We start from the raw sequence: 17,147 nt of genomic DNA on the forward strand, positions 1-17,147 counted from the left end.
CCATCACATACAGACGGACCGGTCCCACCGAGGCCGTCCCGGCGGTTTTCGCCCCGGACCGGACGGCGCGCCCGCGATCGTCGCATGAGCGGGTGAGCCCTTCGGGCGGGCTGCTTCTTCGACCCTGCCGAGCCGACGTGGCACGGGTCGGGAACCCACCGTTCGGCACCGGTCCCCACGAGGGGAGGGACCGGTGCCGGGCGGGCAGGGTGGGTGATCTGTTCCTGGCGGACCGGGTGACATGTGGGCATTTCACGTTTCACGTGAAACACCGCCCGGTGTCGCGTTCAGCCGAGCCATCCGGCAGCGCGGGCCGTGGCCACGGCGTGCCGCTCCGCCTCCTCGGCAGCGGTGTTCAGGGCCGCGTCCTGCCCTCGAGCGCTGCCGCCGGCCGCGACCGCGGCGGCCTGCGAAGCCACGAGGGCCGCGCGCAGGGCCGCGGCGGAGGCGGTAGGGACCGCAGCGGCGGAGTCCCTGGCTTCGTCCGTGGCTGAGCCCGTTGCGGGATCCGTGGCCGAGCCGGTGACCGAGGCCGTCGTCGACGCCCATGCCGAGCCCGTATCGCCGCCGTCCCGCGCCGCGGCCACCTGGGCGGCCAGTGCCGCGGTGGCGGCGGTGTTGCGGGCGCAGCGGGCGTCCGCCGCGGGGTTCGGGGCGGACGTGTCCAGCGCGGCGAGCGACTGGGCCGACAGTCGCAGCGCGTTGGCGACCCGGCCGACCGGGTCCCTGGGGACGAACTCGGCCGCCTCCCGGCCGACACCGGCGTACCGGCACGCGGCGACCGCACGGTCGTAGGCGCTGCGCGCGCGGGCCCGGTGCGGCCCGTGCGGTGGCTCGGCCTGCGGAACCGCTCCGGTCGCTGTCCGTTCCCGTCCGCTCATCCTCGGCCTCCCTCGTCCGGGACGACGCCTCACCCTGGTCCTGGGTGCGGGCAGGGTGCCACGTCGGCCGTGAAGAGACCAGAAGCACGCGGTGATTCAGGTCGGCGCGCCCTGGTTATCTGATGGGTCGTCAGATACGGTGCCTCCGCCGGCTGTTCCCGCAGGGGCGAGCGTCCTGTTCCCGAAGGGGTGAGTGTCATGCAGAACCGTCCCCCGTGCCCGCGACCGCCCGGCGCTCCGCGCTGGGTCGCGATGTTCCACCGGCCCTCCCAGGACTCCTGGACGGTGGGCGCCGAGTCTCCCGACCGGGCTCCGGTGCTGTACGCCGTCGGAGACATGACCCAGACCCTGCGGGCGCGCGGCGAGGAGGTGGCGGTCGCGCTGTGGGGACCCGAGGACGGCGCCTGGCACCTCTTCGGCGCACCGGCCGCCAGGGCAGCCGCCCCCGCGCCCGCCGGCCCGGCCGATCGGCCCGCCTCCGGCGGCGGCGAACCGGCCAGGCTCGTGGAGCGCATGAGGGACCGCCGGCACCAGGTGCTCCTGGCCGGTCTGAGCAAGGCGGGCCTGTACGACCTGAGTTCCGAGGACGACGAGGCGGTACGGGCGCTGGTGGAGTTGCTCGACGAACCCACGGTCCGCCGGGTGGCCCACTGGCTCTCGGTGGCGGGCGGCGAGCGGTAGCGGGAAGAGTCCCGGTTCGGCGGGCCGTCCGAGGGGCAGTGACGTCCTGGAACGCACCGCCTACGGCTGGAGGACGTATGAAGGTCTCCGTCGACCGCGCCCTGTGCTACGGCTCTGCCGAGTGCGCGCACCGGGCGCCGGCCGTGTTCGCGTTCGAGGACGGCTACGGCGTCGTACGGTCCGGCCAGGAGGAATCGGCGGACGACCCGCAGGTGCGGGAGGCGGCCGAGAGGTGCCCCTCGCAGGCGATCGCGCTCACGGAGTAGGCGATCGGGCCGGACCGCACCGGCCGAGAGGGGGGAAGCCGGCCGTCGGACCGTCGGGCAGCAGGTCGAGGACCCGTGACGTGCTCCGTCCGGCTGTGGGCTGCTGGATCGACGGATCCGGGCGACAACAGCGCGAGACCCCCGGCCGAACCCGGCCGGGGGTCTTTCCGTGTCGACTGATGCGTACGCAAGTCGCCTGATGTCGAGACGTTGCGGTACTGCCTGGGACGGCGGCTCAGCAGTCGAGCGTGGCCGCCGCGTGCTCTTCGGGGCTGGTCTCGTTCTCCGCCTGGGTGTCGGTGAGGGGACGGCGCCGGCAGCTCGGGGACTTTCCGTGGGCCTCGGCCCGGATGCGCTGCTTCATCGTGGGGGGCAGCAGTCTGGCGTGGGACCAGGCCCAGTGACGGGGTGCCGGGACCGTCGCCACGGGCTGTTGCGCGGTGTCGGGGCTCTCGGTCCGGGGTGCGGCCGCCGCGGTCGTGGCGGTCGCGGCGGTGACGAGTCCGAGCGCCGTGCACAGCGCGAGGAAGGCGGTGACGATGGCGGTCCACAGCTTCATGACCTTGTTCTGGGTCATGGCCCCTCACTTTCGGGTTGGGCGATTTGCGTACTTTGCTCATGATGTGTATGTGGGCCGGGAAGTGGTGGACCGACGCTCGTGATGCGTCGATGTTCGGATGAACACCACCCGGATGGCCGCAAGGGGGTCGTAAAACCCTCAAAACCTGGTGAGCATGAGCGAAGGGGGAGCAAAGTGACCGACTGTGGGCGTGTGGTCACCCTGTGCCCGCAGAGGCCCCCGACCTGGGCTATTGCGCTGTCGGAGGCGGGAGTTGAGGCCCGGCGCAGGTCACCGATCGATATCGGTCGGTGTGTATAGTCGGGCGCCAGAGGTCCCCTACGTCAAGGAAAGACGAGGTCGCGCGGTGAAGAAGCTGCTCCTGGTCGCACTGGCCGCCATCGGCGGGCTCCTCGTGTACCGCCAGATCCAGGCGGATCGCGCCGAGCAGGATCTGTGGACGGAGGCGACTGACTCCGTGCCCACGGGTTCGTGAGTGCCGATATCAAAGTCTGACAACGGGCCCCGACCGCGCCTTTCGCGGTCGGGGCCTCGTGTTGCCCCGGGGACCGTCCGCCACGTGGGTTCTGTTGCTCGTGTTGCGTGGGAGCGCCGGGTGCTGTAGGCGTTCAGCAGGCCGCTCGGACGGTACGGCGGACAGGGGAGGGCGGCACGTGCGGCAGCGAGGGCGGAGTACGGCGTGGTGGCGGCGGCACGGCCGCCGGGGGGTCGGCGGCGCAGTGAAGACGGCTCTGGTGCCGGCACTGTGCGCACTGCTCGTCCTGCTGACCGGTACCGCGTCCGCGTACGGCACCGCCGCCGAGGACGCCGCGGCGCAGCCGTACGCCTTCTCGCCCGGCGCCCGTGGCGTCGCGGGCGCGGCCGGCATGGCGACGGCCGCACGGCTCGACGCGGGAGACATCTACCGCAGCTCCCTGCCGAGGAACGGCGAGCTCTACTACCGGCTCGAACTCGCCGCCACCGACACGGCCTACGTCCCCGTCACCGCGGTACCTCCGGCGGACGCCACCGTCTCCGCCACCGACGGCATCAGCGTGTCGATCCAGGACGCGCACGGCACGCCCTGCTCCTACGCCGCCGCCCGGTTCGGCGCCGGCCTCAGCCCACGCCCGGTGACCGCACTGGGGGAACGGGAGACCGGCAAGGCGCTGTGCCAGGGCGGGGGGACGTACTACGTGGTCGTCCGGCGCCTCGACACGCAGGGCTCCGGCACGTCGGGCCCGGCCCAGCGCTGGGACCTGGAGATCGCGCCCGCCACGGAACCGCGCCCGGCGCGGGCCGGGGCCACCTCGGCGCCGCAGGCCTGGGACTCCGCCACGCCCGAGCCGCTCACCGGGGACCCCCGCGACCGTTCCGGCGGCACCGGCTTCGCCTCGGCCGGCCCGCTGGGCGAGGGAGTCTGGCGGACCGAGCTGGTGCCCGGCGAGACCCGGTTCTACAAGGTGCCGCTCGACTGGGGCCGGCAGCTGCACGCCTCCGCCGAACTGGCCGGTGCGGCGGGCCACGGGTATGTGGGCGGTGCCCTCGACCTCTCGGTCTACAACCCCGTCCGCGGCCACGTGGAGGACGCCGCCCTCGGCTACACCGGCACGCAGAAGTCCGCCGTGCTCGCGCCGCTCCCGCCGGTGGAGTACGCCAACCGCTACGCCGTCACCGCCGGGGTCACCTCCGTCCGTTTCGCAGGCGACTACTACCTGGTACTGCACCTCAGCGAGCAGATGGCCGGCACCTTCGGACGGGGGCCGTTCGGTGTGACACTGCGGGTCCGGGTGGCCGGGCAGGCGCACGCGGGCCCCGAGTACAGCGGGCGTCCCGTGCCGGGCGGCGTGTTCACGGTCACGGAGCACGACCGGCAGGCGGCCCTCACCGGGAGCGGCGCGAGCGGGAGCGAGCCCGTCATGAGGGTGATCGCGATCTGCGGGATCGGTCTGGGGACCGTGCTGCTGTTGGTGCTGGGGGTGTGGACGGCGGCGGCGCGGCGGGCTCAGACGCGGGTCAGCGCCCAGAAACCCACGGCGTAGCAGGCCAGCGCCAGTAAGAGGATCGGGATCGCAACCCTCGCCGGCGGGCCGGGCCGCCGAGCACGGTTCGCACGGCGCGCACCGCTCGCACGGTGTGCTCTGCGTCCCTGCGCGGGCGCCCCGGCGACCGGCTGAGCCGGACCGGGAAGCCGGTGGTCCTGAGCGGTGTACGAAGCAGTGGGGGCATCGACACGATGCCCCTCCATCGCACTCGGGGACGGAACGGGGCTCCAGAGGGCTTGGGGGACCTGGGGGACCTGGGGGACATAGGGCGCATGGGGGGCATGGGGAGCCTGTGGGACTTGCGGGTCCCGGCCGCTCTCGGCCGGCGGAGATACGTACGGCGCGTGGAGCGGGAGTCGAGGGGGGTGCTGTGGGGGGTGGACGGGTGTGGGATGCGAGGACGGATCCGCACCCTGATGCGCCTGCCGCTCGTCGTACCGGCCCTGAACGCCGGCTCGTTGGGACGCCGGCGGGGCGTACGACCCGGAATCCTGGGGTCGTTGCACGTAGGTCGAGGGCTCGGGGGGTGGCGGCAGCCGGAAACTGCCGGTGTCCGACAGGGAACAACTGCCGGTGCCGGAGGGGGAGTCGCCCCTTGCCGCCGACCCCGTACGGGCGCCGGCCGCAGAATGACCAGGGGAACCACCGGCCGCATCAGCACCCGTACCGGCATCCGGATCCGTGCCGGCGCCGGTATGCGTGACCGGACTTCCCTCCGTGCCCTGAACGTCGGCGCCCTGGACGTCCGCGCCCTGGACCAGTTCCGAGGCCACTTTGGTGGCTCTCTGGAGAGGACCGTCGGGACCGAAACCGGGTGGGAGCGGCCCGAGTTGATCGAAGACCTCGATCAGCTCGTCGTCGGGTTCGGGCTCGGCAAGGAGCTCCGCGGCGGAGGCGAGCGCCTTGCGTGCGCCCGTGGCGGTGCGGAAACGCGCGGCAGGGTCGGGCTGGAGCAAGCCCGCGACGACCTGCCAGAGCGGTTCCGGAATGCCCTTGGGCGGCCCGGGCGTGCCGTTCTCCGCGAAGTGCTGCACGAGAGCCTTGGCGTCCGGCTTGGCGCCTTCGAGGAGATACAGCGCGACCAGGCCCACGGCGAACAGGTCGGCGGGAAAGTCGGGTTCGGCGCCGAGCATCTGCTCGGGAGCCAGATAACCGGGCGTTCCCACCACGAGGTTGGTCTCCGTCAGGCGGGGCTCGCCGAGCCGCATGGCGATGCCGAAGTCGGACAGCCGCAGCCGCGGCCGGCCGGTTCCGGTCGCTTCGAGGAGGACGTTGGCGGGCTTGATGTCCCGGTGGATGACGCCCTCGGCGTGCACGGCCGCGAGACCGGACAGGAGCTGGTCGAGCAGGGCGCAGACGAACGCCGGAGGCAGCGGGCCGTAGTCGCCGACGAGGTGGACCAGGGAGCCGCCGGCCACCAGGTCCATGGTGAACAGCACCTTGTCGTCGTCGGCGGCCCAGCTGGCCGGGGCGAGGACATGGGGATGGTCGATCCGCAGGGCCTGCTCCCGCACGAAGCGCAGCAGGGAGTGGGCGTCGCGCTGCTGGAGCACCTTGGCGGCCACATAGCGCCGTCGGCGGTGGTCCCAGGCCCGCCACACGGCGCCCACACCCCCACGTCCGATCGGGTCGGCCAGCTCGTACCGTCCGGCGAACACCTCACCCATGGCAGCCCATCGCTCCTCCCCCTCGAACCCGCGCCGGTCCCCCTGCCCCTTGCTTCCCCGCTCGGCGTCGTTCTTCCCCCGTCTCCCCCGTGATGAGTGATACGACCCCGCGCCCCACCCCCGGACCGGTCCACCCCCATGGACCGTCCCCGCGCCCGGCCGGCCCCCACCGGCGCCGGCTGCGGCCCGGCCCCGGACCCCCTCCGTGAACCGGGCCGCGGGTCCTAGTTCTGGTGGGACTGGTAGTGCGCGACGGCGTCGGAGGTGCGCCCGGCGCCGTAGACGCGGAGGAACTCCGCCAGTTCCGGATGGGACGGGGCGAGGCTCTCCGCAGCGTCGATGATGTCGCCGGCGGCGGCCACCGACCGCAGCAGCGACTGGATCTCGCGGACCACGCGCTTGACCGTCGGCGCGCCCGAACCGCTCGTGGTCTGGGTGGTGTTGTTGAGCACGGATCCCCCCTGCGACTTCTTGATCTCGTCCATGCGCTCGGTCGCCTCGGCGGCGCTCACACTGCCGTCGGACGCCTGGGCCGCCAGCTCCTGCAGCTGCTGCACCCGCTGGACCACGGCAGGATTGCCGATCTTCGCGCGCTGGCCGCTCATCAGCTGCGACAGCATCGGCGCGGACAGCCCCAGCACCGCAGCCAGACGGGCCTGATTGAGCCCGAGATCATCGATGAGCTTACGGAAGAGCGCCCCCAACGGCTCCCCGTACCAGTTCCGCTGCAGCTCCCGCGCTCTCGCGGTGGCTTCCTGCTGTGCGGCGTCCATTGCGTCTCCCCATCGCTTCCCCTGACAGACCGCGGTTCGCGGTAGCGAACCACGTCGAGCATCTTACGGAGAGTGGTCATTCGCGGGGACCCCCCAATCTTTTTGCGGGATACCGGGGGTGACCCGGTACTCTGGTCTGCGGCACCCACCGGAACGCGGTTCCTCCGGCTGGTCGCTGCATCCCGGGGCCTTAGCTCAGTTGGTAGAGCGCCGTCTTTGCATGGCGGATGTCAGGGGTTCGACTCCCCTAGGCTCCACTCTTTTGACCCCTCTGACCTGCGGAAACGTGGTCGGAGGGGTCTTTTTTGTCGCCTTTCCGCGGCGCCGCCCGGCGGTGGCAGGCCAAGAAGGCGGATGATCAGTGTCATCTGCGAGTCGATCGGGACCTCCGCCTCCATGCGCGAGCAGGGCATGCGACGGTTCCCACGCCGGCCACGGGCCCTCTTGCGGAGCTGCTGAGCCTGACCGGGGCTCGGTCCACCGGTCTGTTTCACGTGAAACGGGCCGGACGGCAGCGAGTGTCAACTCCCTGCCGCCACGGCCCGTTTGGTGCCGGCCACATCCCGCAGTGCTCAGCGATACCCGGTCACGTCAGGCGCCTCGCGGCCGGCCGGGACCCGGCTACTCCTCGTCGTCGCGGTCCGAGGCCTCCTCCTCGGCCTGCTTCGCCTGGACCTCGGGGTCCAGTACCGAGGTGCCGCTGCCGTCCACCGAGCTCAGCCCACCGCCCGACTCGGGCACCTCGGTGGCAGCGGGCGGTTCGACCAGCCAGTCCGGGTTGGCCTGCTTGTCCCACCATTTCCAGGCGGCGAAGGCGCCGCCGGCCAGCGCCGTCAGCAGCGCCAGCATCTTCACGGCCCGGCCGGCCCTGCACCGGCGCTCATTCCTGCGCGCCAGCTTGCGGATATCCTCCGCCGAGACCTGACCACGCAACGCGGCCAGGGCGGCCGCGCCTCGTGCGGCGGCCTCGTCACGGACCGGACCGGCCGCTGCCACGGCCTGCTCGATCTTCGGACGTGAGTAGTCGGCGGCCTGCCGAGCTGCCTTGCGGGCCCGGACGGCGGCCTCCTGCGCTGCCAGGTCCACCTTCGGCGGTACATGCGCACGAGCCTGCTCAAGACGCGGGGCGAGCCGGGCGTCGTACTGCACGCGGGCCTGTTCGGCGGCCTGCGACATCACGGGCGCCAGCCGTACGCGTGCCTCCTGCGCGTAGAGCGCTGCACGCTCCTTGGCCGTGTCGGCGTAGGGCGCCACCACTTCCGCGGCGTGCAGCACGCTGTCCTTCGCCGAGCCGGTCGCGGCGCGCACGCTGTCGATGCGGGTCACGGGTTCCTCCTCCTCGGTGGCGTACGGTATTTCGACTTTCCACCCTTTTACGGATCATGCCTGTCAACGGTCTGCCCGGCATGCGAGGGCGGGCATATGGGTGCCGATCGATCTCTTCGGCTCGATTCCGGGTGAATACCGGGCAACCCGAGCCTGTCGTCGACACTGCCACGAATCGCCGCCGCGCGCTGCCTTCCGGGCGCAACTCGTGGCTGCCGGGCGACGCACGGGCCCGGCCGTGCGAGGATCGGGGAGTCACAGAAAGACAACGGAAGGCAGATCGTGGCCGAGCAGCTTTACGCCACCCTGAAGACCAACCACGGCGACATCGTGGTCCGGCTTTTCCCGAACCACGCGCCGGAGACGGTCAAGAACTTCGTCGAGCTGGCTCAGGGCGGGCGCGAGTGGACGCACCCCGGCACGGGTGAAAAGAGCAACAAGCCGCTCTACGACGGCACGATCTTCCACCGTGTCATCAGCGGCTTCATGATCCAGGGCGGCGACCCGCTGGGCAGCGGCATCGGCGGCCCCGGTTACAAGTTCGGGGACGAGTTCCACCCGGACCTGTCCTTCAACAAGCCGTACCTGCTGGCCATGGCCAACGCCGGCCCGGGCACCAACGGCTCGCAGTTCTTCATCACCGTCGCCCCCACGACGTGGCTGAACCGCAAGCACACCATCTTCGGCGAGATCACCGACCCGGCCAGCCAGAAGGTCGTCGACGCCATCGCGGCCGTGCCCACCGGCCGCAACGACCGTCCGGTCAACGACGTCGTCATCGAGTCGGTCGTCGTCGAGAAGCGCGAGGGCTGAGCGCCCCACCGGCCGGTACATCCCGCAGGGAACCAAACGCCCCGCTCGTCCGTACCAAGGATGAGCGGGGCGGGGCCTTGCCGGGGGCAGTCCCAGGACGAACAAGGGGAACAGATGGAAGAGGCCGCAGCCGGCATGCACGGCACCCACCGCGCGCCCGTGTGCTATCGGCACCCGGACCGCGAGACGGGCGTGCGCTGCGCCCGCTGTGAGCGCCCCATCTGCCCCGAGTGCATGGTCAGCGCCTCGGTCGGTTTCCAGTGCCCCGAGTGCGTGCGCGGCGGCAGCGGCACAGGGCACCCGCCGACGGCCTCCCGGCCCCGTACCCTCGCCGGCGGCACGATCACGGCCGACCCCCGGCTGCTCACCAAGGTGCTGATCGGCATCAACCTCGCCGTGTTCCTGGTGCAGCAGGCGGTGGGAAGCAGCTTCACCGATCACTTCGAGCTGATCGGCCGGGCCCAGTACTACCAGTTCGGCCCCTTCGAGGGCGTCGCCGAGGGTCAGTACTACCGCCTGCTCACGGCGATGTTCCTGCACTCGCCGACCAACTACACGCACATCCTGTTCAACATGCTCAGCCTCTGGTGGATCGGCGGCCCCCTGGAAGCGGCCCTCGGCCGCGCCCGCTACCTCACCCTGTACTTCGTCTCCGGTCTGGCCGGCAGCGCGCTCACCTATCTGGTCGCCGACCCGCGCCTGCCCTCGCTCGGCGCCTCCGGCGCGATCTTCGGCCTCTTCGGTGCGACCGGCGTGCTGATGCGCCGCCTCAACTACGACCTGCGCCCGCTCATCGCCCTGCTGGTCGTCAACCTGATCATCACCTTCACCCCGGGATTCAACATCGCCTGGGAGGCCCACATCGGCGGCCTCGTCGCCGGTGTCGCCGTCGGCTTCGCGATGATCCATGCCCCGCGCGACAAGCGGACGCTGGTCCAGTACGGCGCCTGTGCGGTCGTACTCGCCGTCGTAGTGGTCCTCACGCTGGTCAGGACCGCTCAGCTCGCCTGATCCGAGCCCGATACCGAACCGTTGTCCACAGCGTGTGGCGGATCTTGTGCACCGTGTGCGGACACAGCTGCGCCCCCTGTCGCTCGGATGTGAATCCGCAGGTCAGACAGGGGGCGAACGTGTGTGTGGCGGTTGGTACGGCAGTCACACCGGCGTCAACCTCCGATGAGTTATCCACAGATCGTCGTTCTTTTCCCCACCGTGTGGACAACGACTGTGGATAACTCAGCGGATAGCCCTGGGCAGAGCTACTTCCACTGCGTGGAGACACCGAAGCCGGCGGCGATGAAGCCGAAGCCGACCACGATGTTCCAGTTCTTCAGCGCATGGATGGGCAACGAGCCGTCGGTCACGTAGAAGACGACGATCCAGGCCAGGCCGATGATGAACATGGCCAGCATGACAGGCGCGACCCAGCCGCGGCTGCCCAGCTTGATCGCCTGCGCCTGCTTCGCCGGCGGCGGCGTGTAATCGGCCTTCTTGCGGATACGTGACTTCGGCACGAGGGTCTCTCCTGTCGATGCGCTGCGTGGCCGCGCAGGTAACTGGGTCGGGCTCGGGGTGGCGTACAAGGGGCCAACACGACGACTCTGTGTGCTCCCCCGGGCGTCCGTTAGCGTAGTGCTTCCGTGGCGCCGAAGGAGATAAGGGTACGTTGAGCAATTCTGCCGACTCCCGGGGGACGCGATCAATGGGCTCAGGCCCTGGTCGCCGCCTGCGTGTGCGCCCCGTGCGGGTGCTCACGGCGGCCGTCTTCGCCCTCGCGGGGCTGATCTTCTTCACCAGTTTCAACACGGCCAAGGGCACCGACATTCGCCAGGACGGCTCCCTGCTGAAGCTGTCCGACCTGATCCAGCAGCGCAGCCGTAAGAACAAGGGCCTGGACGAGTCCAACGCGGCGCTGCGCGGGAGCGTGGAGTCCCTGGCCGAGAGCGACGACGGGAGCAGCAAGGCGCAGGACCGCAGGCTCAGCGGCCTGGAGAAGAGCGCCGGCACCCAGAAGCTCAGCGGCCGGGCCGTCACCGTCACCCTCAATGACGCTCCGCCCAACGCCACCGCCAAGCTGCCCGGCTATCCGGAGCCGCAGCCCGACTACCTGGTCATCCACCAGCAGGATCTGCAGGCCGTGGTGAACGCCCTGTGGCAGGGCGGTGCCAAGGGGATCAAGGTCATGGACCAGCGGCTGATCTCCACCAGCGCGGTGCGCTGTGTGGGCAACACCCTGATCCTCCAGGGCCGGGTCTACTCGCCGCCGTACAAGATCACGGCGGTCGGGGACCCGGACAAGCTGCAGCAGGCGCTTGCGGCGAGCAAGGCGATCCAGACGTACATGGTGTACGTCAACGTGTACGGCCTCGGCTGGAAAGTCACCGACGACGGGACGGTGACTCTTCCCGGCTACTCGGGCACAGTGGATCTGCACTACGCGAAGCCCGTGCAGTAGCCGTCCGTCAGCCGTCCGCCGCTGGAGGCGCCGGTGCGCGTGATCGTCCGGACCGTCAGCGAGCTGTGCATCACCGTCGGCGCCCTGATCGTGCTCTTTGTCGCCTATGCGCTGTTCTGGACGGGAGTGCGGGCCGACGGCGCCATGAACGACCAGATCGACCAGCTGCACCGGCAGTGGTCGAAGGGCAGTACGCGGCCGACGGCCACTGCGGGCACGAAGACGGGCGCCACGGGAAACAGAGCGGGCGCCGCGGGTGGGCAGACGGCCGCCGTGAGCGCACCGGCGCCGTACCACTACGGCAAGGCCTTCGCGATCATGTACGTCCCGCGGCTCGGTTTCACGTGGAACAAGCCCGTGCTGGAGGGCACCGGCCGGGACGTGCTGGCGAAGGGCCTGGCCCACTACCCGGGCACCGCCCGGCTCGGCCAGGAGGGAAACTTCGCGGTGGCCGGTCACCGGCGCACGTACGGCGACCCGTTCAAAAACTTTCCCGAACTGCGACCCGGGGACGCCGTCGTCCTCACGGACGGGACGACCTGGTACACGTATCGGATCGACAAAGGGCCCTACAAAACGGTGCCGACGGACGTTGAGGTGATCGACCCTGTGCCACGTAAGTCCGGGTATACGCGTCCGGGCCGGTATCTGACGCTGACCACGTGCGAACCGGAATGGGGGCACAGTCACCGTCTGATCGTCTGGGCGCACCTGGACTCCACACAGTCTGTGGAGGCAGGAGAACCGAGGGCTCTGCGCCGTTAGTCTGGTGGCGTACGGCGTGAGTCAGGTGCCGTGGGAGACGGAAGGAACGGCATGTACGGCTGGATCTGGCGGCATCTGCCCGGGAACGTATGGGTGAAGGCACTCGTCTCGCTGCTACTGGTCCTGGCCGTGGTCTACGTCCTCTTCCAATACGTCTTCCCGTGGGCCGAACCGCTGATGCCTTTCAACGATGTGACGGTGGACAACCAGTGAGCGCGCGGATTCTCGTCGTCGACAACTACGACAGCTTCGTCTTCAACCTCGTCCAGTACCTGTACCAGCTGGGTGCAGAGTGCGAGGTGCTGCGCAATGACGAGGTGTCCACGGCGCACGCCCAGGACGGCTTCGACGGTGTGCTGCTCTCGCCCGGGCCCGGGACGCCGGAGCAGGCGGGGGTGTGCGTGGACATGGTCCGCCACTGCGCCGCGACCGGCGTGCCGGTCTTCGGGGTGTGCCTCGGCATGCAGTCCATGCAGGTGGCGTACGGCGGTGTGGTGGACCGTGCGCCGGAGCTGCTGCACGGCAAGACCTCGCCTGTGGAGCACGAGGGCAAGGGAGTCTTCGCGGGCCTGCCCTCGCCCTTCACGGCGACCCGCTACCACTCCCTCGCCGCGGAACCGGCGACCGTCCCGGCCGAGCTCGAGGTGACGGCCCGTACGCACGACGGCATCATCATGGGCCTGCGCCACCGTGAACTTCCGGTCGAGGGCGTGCAGTTCCACCCGGAGTCGGTGCTGACCGAGCACGGGCACCGGATGCTGGCCAACTGGCTGGTCGAGTGCGGCGATCAGGGTGCCGTGGCGAGGTCGACGGGGCTGGCCCCGGTGGTGGGCAGGGCCACGGCGTGACCGCGCTGCGCCCGGAGCGCGAGACCGATGCCTCGTACGGGGATCAGTCGTACGAGGCTTCCGGTGCGCCAGGGGACTGGGACTCGGCGGGCGCGGCATCCCAGAAGCGGTACGACGAGCGGTACGCGGAGCCGTACGGCGAGCCGTACGAGCGGTCGTACCCGGAGCCGTACGAGGAGCCGTACCGGCCCGGACTGGACGACGAGACGATGGCGCTGCGGGTGCCCGATCCGTCGGCGGGCCCGGAGAGCGGGCGCGTACGCGCCTCTGGGGCCCCTTCGGGCTCCTCCGCCACAGGACCCGCGGCGGGTGGCCGTGCTGCCCGCAGAAAGGCCGCCAAGCGGCGCGGCGGGCGTCATGGCGGCGGCCGCGAGGCGGCATCCGCGGAGACGGAGGAGCCGGCCCGGCCACTGTCCCGGGTGGAGGCGCGGCGGCGGGCGCGGCTGCGCAGGCCGAGCCCTGCCGTCATCGCCAGCCGGGCGATCGGCGAGGTGTTCATCACCACCGGTGTGCTGATGCTGCTGTTCGTCACCTACCAGCTGTGGTGGACCAACGTCCGGGCCCAGGCGCAGGCGGGCAGCGAGGCGCACCAGCTCCAGAACGACTGGGCGAGCGGCAAGCGCAACCCGGGTGTCTTCGCGCCGGGGCAGGGTTTCGCCATCCTGCACATCCCCAAGCTGGACGTGGTCGCGCCGATCGCGGAGGGCGTCAGCACCGAGAAGGTGCTCAACAAGGGCATGGTCGGGCATTACGGGGAGCCTCCGCTGAAGACGGCGATGCCCGATGCCAAGACCGGCAACTTCGGTCTGGCAGCCCACCGCAACACGCACGGTGAACCGTTCCGGTACATCAACAGGCTCAAGCCCGGTGACGCGGTCGTGGTCGAGACGCAGGACACGTACTTCGTGTACAAGGTGACCTCGACGCTGCCGGTGACCTCGCCGTCCAACACGAGCGTGCTGGACCCCGTCCCGAAGGGCTCGGGATTCACCAGGCCCGGCCGTTACATCACCCTCACCACCTGTACGCCGGAGTTCACCAGCAAGTACCGGTTGGTCGTCTGGGGCAAGATGGTCGAGGAACGCCCGCGCAGCAAGGGCAAGCCGGACGCGCTCATCGAGCAGGGCTGAGCAGAGTAAGGGCAGAGGCAGAGGAAACTGTGGCAGCGACCGCCGACGACACCGAAGAACACACGGACGCGTCCGATTCGACACCCGCCCCGCGCGGCCGGCGTCACGGCAGGATAGCGACGGCGGTCAGCGTCTTCGGTGAAATCCTCATCACGGCGGGGCTGTTGCTCGCCCTGTTCGTCGTCTACTCCCTGTGGTGGACGAACGTGATAGCGGACCGCAAGGCCGACAAACAGGCCGACAAGGTCCGCGAGCACTGGGCGCAGCACTCCGGGGGCTCCGGGCCGGGTGCGCTCGACACCAAGGACGGCATCGGGTTCCTGCACGTGCCGGCGATGAAGAACGGCGAGGTCCTGGTCGAGAAGGGCACGGGCACGGACGTCCTCAACGACGGTGTGGCCGGCTACTACACGGAGCCGGTCAAGGCCACGCTCCCCATGGCCGGCAAGGACGGCAACTTCACCCTCGCCGCCCACCGCGACGGTCACGGCGCCAAGTTCCACAACATCGACAAGGTGAAGACGGGCGACCCGATCGTCTTCGAGACGCGGGACGACTGGTACGTCTACAAGGTCTTCTCGGTCCTCCCCGAGACCTCGAAGTACAACGTCAAGGTCCTCTCCCAGGTCCCGGAGGAGTCCGGCAAGAAGAAGCCGGGCCACTACATCACCCTGACGACCTGCACGCCCGTCTACACCTCCGAGTACCGGTACGTGGTGTGGGGCGAACTGGTCCGGGTGCAGAAGGTGGACAGCAAGCGGACGCCGCCGAAGGAACTGCAGGGCTGACAGACGCTGTGCCGGGGGCCTGTCCTCCGGCAGCCCTCGCGGCGATGCGGTGATGAGGACAGGCCCCTGCCGGTGAGTACCGGCAGGGGCCTCCTCGTGTGGGCGGGGCGTCAGCCGTTGATGCCGCCGAAGATGCCGCCGTTGTTGCCGCCGTTGTTGCCACCGCCGCCGAAGTCCACGGTGGTGAGGACGATCTGGGTGTTGTTGGGATCCGCCTGGGTTCCCGGGGGCGGATTCTCGGTGACGACCCGGGCCTTGTCATCGGTGGGTCCGTTGACCTGGATGTTGTTGAAGCCGTGCTGCTGAAGCGTCTGCTGGGCCTGCTTGAGAGGCTGGGTCGTGACGTCCGGCACCTGGCCCTGCGTCTGGCCGCCCTGGAACTGGCCGACGGTGAGTGCGATCGGCGTGTTCTTGGCGACCTGCTGCCCCGCCTGCGGGTTGGTGCCGGTGACCTTGCCGTTGTCGTCGGGGTTCTGCGTGGGGGTGTTGTTGCAGGTCGGCACCAGGCCCAACTGGCTCAGCTCGGCCTTCGCGTCGTCGCAGGACTTGCCGACGAGGTCACCGGGGACGGTGACCTTGTCCTCGGCCTTGGCGACCGTCAGGGTGATCTTGGAACCCTTCTCGACCTCCGTGCCGAGGTCCGGGTTCTGCTTGATGACCGTGCCCGCCGGCTGCGCCGACACCTCGTCCTTGCGGATGACGTCGAACTTGTACTTGTCGCCCTCGAGCGTCGTCTTGGCGTCGTCGAAGGTCCGGCCGAGGAGGTTCGGCACCGCGACCTTGGGCGCGCCCGTCGACACGGTCAGGTTGACCGTGGTGCCCTTGTTCACTTCCGTCCTGGCCGTCGGGTTCTGGTCGCAGACGTCACCCTTCGGCTGGTTGTCGCAGGGCTTCCTGGTGATCGACACCTTCAGGTCGACGTTGTCGGCCATGCTCCTGGCCGTGTTCACCGGCTGGCCGACGAAGCTCGGCACCGGCACCTTGCCGTTGCCCGAGTTGCCGCCGCTGGCGACCCACTTGCCGATCAGGATCGCGCCGATCAGGACCAGGATGCCCGCGACCACCAGAAGGATCGTGGAGGTGTTGGACTTCTTCTGCTGACGGCCGCGGCGGCCGCCGTGGCCGTCGTCGTAGCCGTAGCCGCCGTCGTCCGGGTTCATCGGCGGGAGCATGCTGGTCGCTCCCGCGCCGGCGTCCGGGCGCAGGGCCGTCGTCGGCTGGTCGTCGGGGTAGCCGCCGTAGCCCACCGCGCCCATCGCGGCCGTCGCCGCGACCGGCTGACCGTCCAGGCAGGCCTCGATGTCGGCGCGCATCTCGTCGGCCGACTGGTAGCGGTAGTTCGGGTCCTTGACCAGCGCCTTCAGGACGATCGCGTCCATCTCCGGCGTGATCTCCGGGTCGAAGACCGACGGGGGCTGCGGCTCCTCGCGGACGTGCTGGTAGGCCACGGCCACCGGGGAGTCGCCCACGAACGGGGGGCGCACCGTCAACAGCTCGTACAGCAGGCACCCGGTCGAGTACAGGTCCGACCGGGCGTCGACCTGCTCGCCCTTCGCCTGTTCCGGCGAGAGGTACTGCGCCGTGCCGATCACCGCGGCCGTCTGGGTCATGGTCATGCCGGCGTCGCCCATGGCACGGGCGATCCCGAAGTCCATCACCTTGACCTGGCCGTTGCGCGTCAGCATGACGTTGGCCGGCTTGATGTCGCGGTGGACGATGCCGTTGCGGTGGGCGTACTCCAGGCCCTGGAGGATGCCGATGGTCATCTCCATCGCGCGCTCGGGCAGGAGCTTGCGGCCGGAGTGAAGAAGCTCACGGAGCGTGGAGCCGTCGACGTACTCCATCACGATGTACGGGATCGAGACCCCGTCGATGTAGTCCTCGCCCGTGTCGTAGACCGCGACGATGGCGGGATGGTTGAGCGAGGCGGCCGACTGGGCCTCCCGGCGGAACCTGGCCTGGAAGGAAGGGTCGCGTGCCAGATCGGCGCGCAGGGTCTTCACTGCCACGGTGCGGCCCAGGCGGGTGTCATGCGCGAGGTAGACCTCGGCCATGCCACCACGGCCGAGCACCTGGCCCAGCTCGTACCGGCCGCCGAGGCGACGCGGCTCTTCCATAGCTACCTACCAGCCCTCTCCGTCGGTCCCGGC

Annotated in this window: 19 protein-coding genes and 1 tRNA gene; 13 read left to right on the forward strand and 7 right to left on the reverse strand. The window is 70.2% G+C overall.

Translation table 11 applies throughout. The features are described 5' to 3' along the window. Nucleotides 1-287: 287 nt before the first annotated feature. Nucleotides 288-881, reverse strand: a complete 594-nt coding sequence (locus tag ABZ919_RS10325) for a hypothetical protein (protein ID WP_361245109.1) — start codon at nt 879-881, stop codon at nt 288-290. 198 nt (nt 882-1,079) lie between these two features. On the opposite strand from ABZ919_RS10325, the gene ABZ919_RS10330 reads away from it, so the two are divergent. Together ABZ919_RS10330 and ABZ919_RS10335 are read left to right on the forward strand one after the other, a co-directional pair. After that, the gene (locus ABZ919_RS10330; RefSeq protein WP_361245111.1) at nt 1,080-1,562 is read left to right on the forward strand and encodes a hypothetical protein; all 483 of its coding nucleotides are present in this window, start codon (nt 1,080-1,082) and stop codon (nt 1,560-1,562) included. 77 nt (nt 1,563-1,639) lie between these two features. After that, a complete protein-coding gene (locus tag ABZ919_RS10335) occupies nt 1,640-1,828 on the forward strand; it encodes a ferredoxin (RefSeq protein ID WP_361245114.1) in 189 nt (62 codons plus the stop codon). A 235-nt stretch (nt 1,829-2,063) separates the two neighbouring features. Here the strand turns inward: ABZ919_RS10335 and ABZ919_RS10340 are convergent, their stop codons facing one another. Beyond that, nucleotides 2,064-2,405 (reverse strand): DUF6344 domain-containing protein, encoded by a 342-nt coding sequence (locus ABZ919_RS10340; protein ID WP_361245117.1) that lies wholly within the window; start codon nt 2,403-2,405, stop codon nt 2,064-2,066. Between the two features lie 349 nt (nt 2,406-2,754). Between ABZ919_RS10340 and ABZ919_RS10345 the strand changes: the two genes are divergently transcribed. Further along, nucleotides 2,755-2,883 carry a DLW-39 family protein gene (locus ABZ919_RS10345; RefSeq protein WP_003999697.1) on the forward strand — a complete coding sequence of 43 codons (129 nt, stop codon included), beginning with the start codon at nt 2,755-2,757 and terminating at the stop codon, nt 2,881-2,883. 244 nt (nt 2,884-3,127) lie between these two features. Then, entirely contained in the window at nt 3,128-4,429 is a 1,302-nt protein-coding gene (locus ABZ919_RS10350; RefSeq protein WP_361245120.1) for a hypothetical protein, read from the forward strand. Here ABZ919_RS10350 and ABZ919_RS10355 read toward each other — a convergent pair. Next, nucleotides 4,393-6,099, reverse strand: a complete 1,707-nt coding sequence (locus ABZ919_RS10355) for a protein kinase (protein WP_361245123.1) — start codon at nt 6,097-6,099, stop codon at nt 4,393-4,395. The genes ABZ919_RS10350 and ABZ919_RS10355 overlap by 37 nt on opposite strands. 224 nt (nt 6,100-6,323) lie before the next feature. After that, on the reverse strand, nt 6,324-6,872 hold the full coding sequence (locus ABZ919_RS10360; RefSeq protein WP_361245125.1) for a DNA-binding protein: 549 nt from the start codon (nt 6,870-6,872) through the stop codon (nt 6,324-6,326). A 184-nt stretch (nt 6,873-7,056) separates the two neighbouring features. On the opposite strand from ABZ919_RS10360, the gene ABZ919_RS10365 reads away from it, so the two are divergent. Then, a tRNA-Ala gene (locus tag ABZ919_RS10365) sits at nt 7,057-7,129 on the forward strand. A gap of 364 nt (nt 7,130-7,493) precedes the next feature. Here the strand turns inward: ABZ919_RS10365 and ABZ919_RS10370 are convergent. Further along, complete coding sequence (locus ABZ919_RS10370) at nt 7,494-8,198, reverse strand: DUF5324 family protein (RefSeq protein ID WP_361245128.1); 705 nt, start codon at nt 8,196-8,198, stop codon at nt 7,494-7,496. Between the two features lie 282 nt (nt 8,199-8,480). On the opposite strand from ABZ919_RS10370, the gene ABZ919_RS10375 reads away from it, so the two are divergent. Together ABZ919_RS10375 and ABZ919_RS10380 are read left to right on the forward strand one after the other, a co-directional pair. Continuing rightward, entirely contained in the window at nt 8,481-9,011 is a 531-nt protein-coding gene (locus tag ABZ919_RS10375) for a peptidylprolyl isomerase (RefSeq protein WP_361245131.1), read from the forward strand. A 114-nt stretch (nt 9,012-9,125) separates the two neighbouring features. Further along, a complete protein-coding gene (locus ABZ919_RS10380; RefSeq protein ID WP_361245133.1) occupies nt 9,126-10,022 on the forward strand; it encodes a rhomboid family intramembrane serine protease in 897 nt (298 codons plus the stop codon). A gap of 248 nt (nt 10,023-10,270) precedes the next feature. Here the strand turns inward: ABZ919_RS10380 and crgA are convergent, their stop codons facing one another. Further along, complete coding sequence (crgA, locus tag ABZ919_RS10385) at nt 10,271-10,525, reverse strand: cell division protein CrgA (protein ID WP_361245135.1); 255 nt, start codon at nt 10,523-10,525, stop codon at nt 10,271-10,273. A gap of 152 nt (nt 10,526-10,677) precedes the next feature. On the opposite strand from crgA, the gene ABZ919_RS10390 reads away from it, so the two are divergent. Genes ABZ919_RS10390 through ABZ919_RS10415 form a run of 6 tightly spaced genes read left to right on the forward strand, consistent with a single transcriptional unit; the run spans nt 10,678 to nt 14,997 of the window. Continuing rightward, nucleotides 10,678-11,466 carry a DUF881 domain-containing protein gene (locus ABZ919_RS10390; protein ID WP_361245137.1) on the forward strand — a complete coding sequence of 263 codons (789 nt, stop codon included), beginning with the start codon at nt 10,678-10,680 and terminating at the stop codon, nt 11,464-11,466. A 33-nt stretch (nt 11,467-11,499) separates the two neighbouring features. After that, on the forward strand, nt 11,500-12,231 hold the full coding sequence (locus tag ABZ919_RS10395) for a class E sortase (RefSeq protein WP_361245139.1): 732 nt from the start codon (nt 11,500-11,502) through the stop codon (nt 12,229-12,231). Nucleotides 12,232-12,261: 30 nt separating this feature from the next. Further along, nucleotides 12,262-12,444 (forward strand): hypothetical protein, encoded by a 183-nt coding sequence (locus tag ABZ919_RS10400; RefSeq protein WP_361245784.1) that lies wholly within the window; start codon nt 12,262-12,264, stop codon nt 12,442-12,444. Beyond that, nucleotides 12,441-13,079: an aminodeoxychorismate/anthranilate synthase component II gene (locus ABZ919_RS10405; protein ID WP_361245142.1), complete on the forward strand. Its 639-nt coding sequence runs from the start codon at nt 12,441-12,443 to the stop codon at nt 13,077-13,079. Before ABZ919_RS10400 ends, ABZ919_RS10405 begins: the two co-directional genes overlap by 4 nt. Further along, nucleotides 13,076-14,209, forward strand: coding sequence for a class E sortase (locus ABZ919_RS10410; RefSeq protein ID WP_361245145.1), 1,134 nt, complete (start codon nt 13,076-13,078; stop codon nt 14,207-14,209). The genes ABZ919_RS10405 and ABZ919_RS10410 overlap by 4 nt, the downstream gene beginning before the upstream one ends. A 29-nt stretch (nt 14,210-14,238) precedes the next feature. Next, on the forward strand, nt 14,239-14,997 hold the full coding sequence (locus ABZ919_RS10415; protein WP_361245147.1) for a class E sortase: 759 nt from the start codon (nt 14,239-14,241) through the stop codon (nt 14,995-14,997). Nucleotides 14,998-15,107: 110 nt separating this feature from the next. Here ABZ919_RS10415 and pknB read toward each other — a convergent pair whose 3' ends face one another. After that, entirely contained in the window at nt 15,108-17,114 is a 2,007-nt protein-coding gene (gene pknB, locus ABZ919_RS10420; protein ID WP_361245150.1) for a Stk1 family PASTA domain-containing Ser/Thr kinase, read from the reverse strand. Nucleotides 17,115-17,147 lie beyond the last annotated feature (33 nt).

Source organism: Streptomyces sp. NPDC046759 (assembly GCF_040645475.1).
Classification (GTDB): Bacteria; Actinomycetota; Actinomycetes; order Streptomycetales; family Streptomycetaceae; genus Streptomyces.